At 50.3% G+C, this 5,092-nt stretch carries 1 tRNA gene and 3 rRNA genes; all 4 read right to left on the reverse strand.

Annotated elements, in window-relative coordinates:
• Window positions 1-104, reverse strand: a 5S ribosomal RNA gene (rrf, locus tag K1I94_RS11170); the annotation flags it as partial.
• Window positions 105-220: 116 nt separating this feature from the next.
• Window positions 221-3,121, reverse strand: a 23S ribosomal RNA gene (locus tag K1I94_RS11175).
• A 127-nt stretch (window positions 3,122-3,248) separates the two neighbouring features.
• Window positions 3,249-3,321, reverse strand: a tRNA-Ala gene (locus tag K1I94_RS11180).
• A gap of 64 nt (window positions 3,322-3,385) precedes the next feature.
• Window positions 3,386-4,933, reverse strand: a 16S ribosomal RNA gene (locus tag K1I94_RS11185).
• Window positions 4,934-5,092: the final 159 nt, after the last annotated feature.

The following is a 5,092-nucleotide window of genomic DNA, read 5'->3' on the forward strand; positions in this document are numbered from 1 at the left end:
CCATATCTCACAGGGGGCAACCCCCAACTACTTCCGGCGTTCTAGGGCTTAACTGCTGTGTTCGGCATGGGTACAGGTGTATCTCCTAGGCTATCGTCACTTAACTATTGAATTAACTGTCCTGTCCTCTCAGACAAGCCTTGTCAACTCAAAATTGAATACAATATCAAATCTAACATTTCTCTAAACCATTCGCTGCACTCTGATGAATTTCTTATTCTAGGATAAGTCCTCGAGCGATTAGTATTAGTCCGCTCCATGTGTCACCACACTTCCACTCCTAACCTATCAACCTGATCTTCTCTCAGGGCTCTTACTAACTTGCGTTATGGGAAATCTCATCTTGAGGTGGGTTTCACACTTAGATGCTTTCAGCGTTTATCCCTTCCCTACATAGCTACCCAGCGATGCTCTTGGCAGAACAACTGGTACACCAGCGGTAAGTCCACTCTGGTCCTCTCGTACTAGGAGCAGATCCTCTCAAATTTCCTACGCCCGCGACGGATAGGGACCGAACTGTCTCACGACGTTCTGAACCCAGCTCGCGTGCCGCTTTAATGGGCGAACAGCCCAACCCTTGGGACCGACTACAGCCCCAGGATGCGACGAGCCGACATCGAGGTGCCAAACCTCCCCGTCGATGTGAACTCTTGGGGGAGATAAGCCTGTTATCCCCAGGGTAGCTTTTATCCGTTGAGCGATGGCCCTTCCATGCGGAACCACCGGATCACTAAGCCCGACTTTCGTCCCTGCTCGAGTTGTAGCTCTCGCAGTCAAGCTCCCTTATACCTTTACACTCTGCGACTGATTTCCAACCAGTCTGAGGGAACCTTTGGGCGCCTCCGTTACCTTTTAGGAGGCGACCGCCCCAGTCAAACTGCCCGTCAGACACTGTCTCCGTAGATGATAAACCTACCGGGTTAGAGTGGCCATAACACAAGGGTAGTATCCCAACAACGCCTCCATCGAAACTGGCGTCCCGATCTCTTAGGCTCCTACCTATCCTGTACATGTGGCACAGACACTCAATATCAAACTGCAGTAAAGCTCCATGGGGTCTTTCCGTCCTGTCGCGGGTAACCTGCATCTTCACAGGTACTAAAATTTCACCGAGTCTCTCGTTGAGACAGTGCCCAAATCATTACGCCTTTCGTGCGGGTCGGAACTTACCCGACAAGGAATTTCGCTACCTTAGGACCGTTATAGTTACGGCCGCCGTTTACTGGGGCTTCAATTCATACCTTCGCGTTACCGCTAAGCACTCCTCTTAACCTTCCAGCACCGGGCAGGCGTCACCCCCTATACATCATCTTACGATTTAGCAGAGAGCTGTGTTTTTGATAAACAGTTGCTTGGGCCTATTCACTGCGGCTGACTTAAGTCAGCACCCCTTCTCCCGAAGTTACGGGGTCATTTTGCCGAGTTCCTTAACGAGAGTTCTCTCGCTCACCTGAGGCTACTCGCCTCGACTACCTGTGTCGGTTTGCGGTACGGGTAGAGTATGATACAACGCTAGAAGCTTTTCTTGGCAGTGTGACATCACTCACTCGCTACTAAACTTCGCTCCCCATCACAGCTCAACGTTACAGGTATAAGCATTTGACTCATACCACGCCTCACTGCTTAGACGTACATCCAATCGTACGCACGAGTTAGCCTACTGCGTCCCTCCATCACTTCATACTCTAGTACAGGAATCTCAACCTGTTGGCCATCGGATACACCTTTCGGTCTCTCCTTAGGTCCCGACTAACCCAGGGCGGACGAGCCTTCCCCTGGAAACCTTAGTCTTACGGTGGACAGGATTCTCACCTGTCTTGCGCTACTCATACCGGCATTCTCACTTCTATGCGTTCCAGCGCTCCTCACGGTACACCTTCTCCACACATAGAACGCTCTCCTACCATACCTATAAAAGGTATCCACAGCTTCGGTAAATTGTTTTAGCCCCGGTACATTTTCGGCGCAGGGTCACTCGACTAGTGAGCTATTACGCACTCTTTGAATGAATAGCTGCTTCTAAGCTAACATCCTAGTTGTCTGTGCAACCCCACATCCTTTTCCACTTAACAATTATTTTGGGACCTTAGCTGGTGGTCTGGGCTGTTTCCCTTTCGACTACGGATCTTAGCACTCGCAGTCTGACTGCCGACCACAATTCATTGGCATTCGGAGTTTATCTGAGATTGGTAATCCGGGATGGACCCCTCACCCAAACAGTGCTCTACCTCCAAGAATCTTTATGTCGACGCTAGCCCTAAAGCTATTTCGGAGAGAACCAGCTATCTCCAAGTTCGTTTGGAATTTCTCCGCTACCCACAAGTCATCCAAGCACTTTTCAACGTGCCCTGGTTCGGTCCTCCAGTGCGTTTTACCGCACCTTCAACCTGCTCATGGGTAGGTCACATGGTTTCGGGTCTACATCATGATACTAAAACGCCCTATTCAGACTCGGTTTCCCTACGGCTCCGTCTCTTCAACTTAACCTCGCATCATAACGTAACTCGCCGGTTCATTCTACAAAAGGCACGCTCTCACCCATGAACGGGCTCGAACTTGTTGTAGGCACACGGTTTCAGGTTCTATTTCACTCCCCTCCCGGGGTGCTTTTCACCTTTCCCTCACGGTACTGGTTCACTATCGGTCACTAGGGAGTATTTAGGGTTGGGAGATGGTCCTCCCAGATTCCGACGGGATTTCACGTGTCCCGCCGTACTCAGGATACTGCTAGGTACAGAATCTATTTAAAATACGAGGCTCTTACTCTCTTTGGCTGACTTTCCCAAGTCATTCTTCTATAAATTCTGAGTCCACATTGCAGTCCTACAACCCCGAAGAGTAAACTCTTCGGTTTGCCCTCCTGCCTCTTCGCTCGCCGCTACTAAGGCAATCGCTTTTGCTTTCTCTTCCTGCAGCTACTTAGATGTTTCAGTTCACTGCGTCTTCCTCCTCATTTCCTTAACAGAAATGGGTAACAGGCATCAACCTGTTGGGTTCCCCCATTCGGACATCCCCGGATCAAGTGCTTACTTACAGCTCCCCGAGGCATTTCGTCGTTTGTCACGTCCTTCATCGGCTCCTAGTGCCAAGGCATCCACCGTGCGCCCTTACTAACTTAACCTTATTTTTGACCTTTCAGTCTTAAACTCATTAATATTCACAGCGTTTTCGGTTTATTTTCTTGTTACTATTTGATATCGGTATTCAATTTTCAATGGACAAGTTCTTTATCTAGTCAAACTAGATAATGGAGCCTAGCGGGATCGAACCGCTGACCTCCTGCGTGCAAAGCAGGCGCTCTCCCAGCTGAGCTAAGGCCCCACATAGCCCTCTCAAAACTAAACAAGACCCAAGTGCATTCCGTGTGTCCTTACGGACTCCTTAGAAAGGAGGTGATCCAGCCGCACCTTCCGATACGGCTACCTTGTTACGACTTCACCCCAATCATCTATCCCACCTTAGGCGGCTGGCTCCTTACGGTTACCTCACCGACTTCGGGTGTTACAAACTCTCGTGGTGTGACGGGCGGTGTGTACAAGGCCCGGGAACGTATTCACCGCGGCGTGCTGATCCGCGATTACTAGCGATTCCGACTTCATGTAGGCGAGTTGCAGCCTACAATCCGAACTGAGACTGGCTTTCAGAGATTAGCTTGCCGTCACCGGCTTGCGACTCGTTGTACCAGCCATTGTAGCACGTGTGTAGCCCAGGTCATAAGGGGCATGATGATTTGACGTCATCCCCACCTTCCTCCGGTTTATTACCGGCAGTCTCGCTAGAGTGCCCAACTCAATGATGGCAACTAACAATAGGGGTTGCGCTCGTTGCGGGACTTAACCCAACATCTCACGACACGAGCTGACGACAACCATGCACCACCTGTCACCTCTGTCCCGAAGGAAAACTCTATCTCTAGAGCGGTCAGAGGGATGTCAAGACCTGGTAAGGTTCTTCGCGTTGCTTCGAATTAAACCACATGCTCCACCGCTTGTGCGGGCCCCCGTCAATTCCTTTGAGTTTCAACCTTGCGGTCGTACTCCCCAGGCGGAGTGCTTAATGCGTTAGCTGCGGCACTAAGCCCCGGAAAGGGCCTAACACCTAGCACTCATCGTTTACGGCGTGGACTACCAGGGTATCTAATCCTGTTTGCTCCCCACGCTTTCGAGCCTCAGCGTCAGTTACAGACCAGAGAGCCGCTTTCGCCACCGGTGTTCCTCCATATATCTACGCATTTCACCGCTACACATGGAATTCCACTCTCCCCTTCTGCACTCAAGTTAAACAGTTTCCAAAGCATACTATGGTTAAGCCACAGCCTTTAACTTCAGACTTATCTAACCGCCTGCGCTCGCTTTACGCCCAATAAATCCGGACAACGCTCGGGACCTACGTATTACCGCGGCTGCTGGCACGTAGTTAGCCGTCCCTTTCTGGTAAGATACCGTCACAGTGTGAACTTTCCACTCTCACACCCGTTCTTCTCTTACAACAGAGCTTTACGATCCGAAAACCTTCTTCACTCACGCGGCGTTGCTCGGTCAGGGTTCCCCCCATTGCCGAAGATTCCCTACTGCTGCCTCCCGTAGGAGTCTGGGCCGTGTCTCAGTCCCAGTGTGGCCGATCACCCTCTCAGGTCGGCTATGTATCGTCGCCTTGGTGAGCCGTTACCTCACCAACTAGCTAATACAACGCAGGTCCATCTGGTAGTGATGCAGTTGCATCTTTCAATTAATTATCATGCAATAATCAATTTTATGCGGTATTAGCTATCGTTTCCAATAGTTATCCCCCGCTACCAGGCAGGTTACCTACGCGTTACTCACCCGTTCGCAACTCATCCAAGAAGAGCAAGCTCCTCTCTTCAGCGTTCTACTTGCATGTATTAGGCACGCCGCCAGCGTTCGTCCTGAGCCAGGATCAAACTCTCATTAAAAAGTTTGAGTTCGCACTCATTACTGTCCACTGACAGATTTATTTTCGTTTTTTGACAGGTCACATATCTCTATGTCACCCTGCACTTGGTTCGTCTTGTTCAGTTTTCAAAGGGCTTTGTCTTTCGCGACAACTATATTAGTATATCACCTATACCACC

The sequence above is a fragment of the Streptococcus sanguinis genome, assembly GCF_019929145.1.
Lineage (GTDB): Bacteria > Bacillota > Bacilli > Lactobacillales > Streptococcaceae > Streptococcus > Streptococcus sanguinis_U.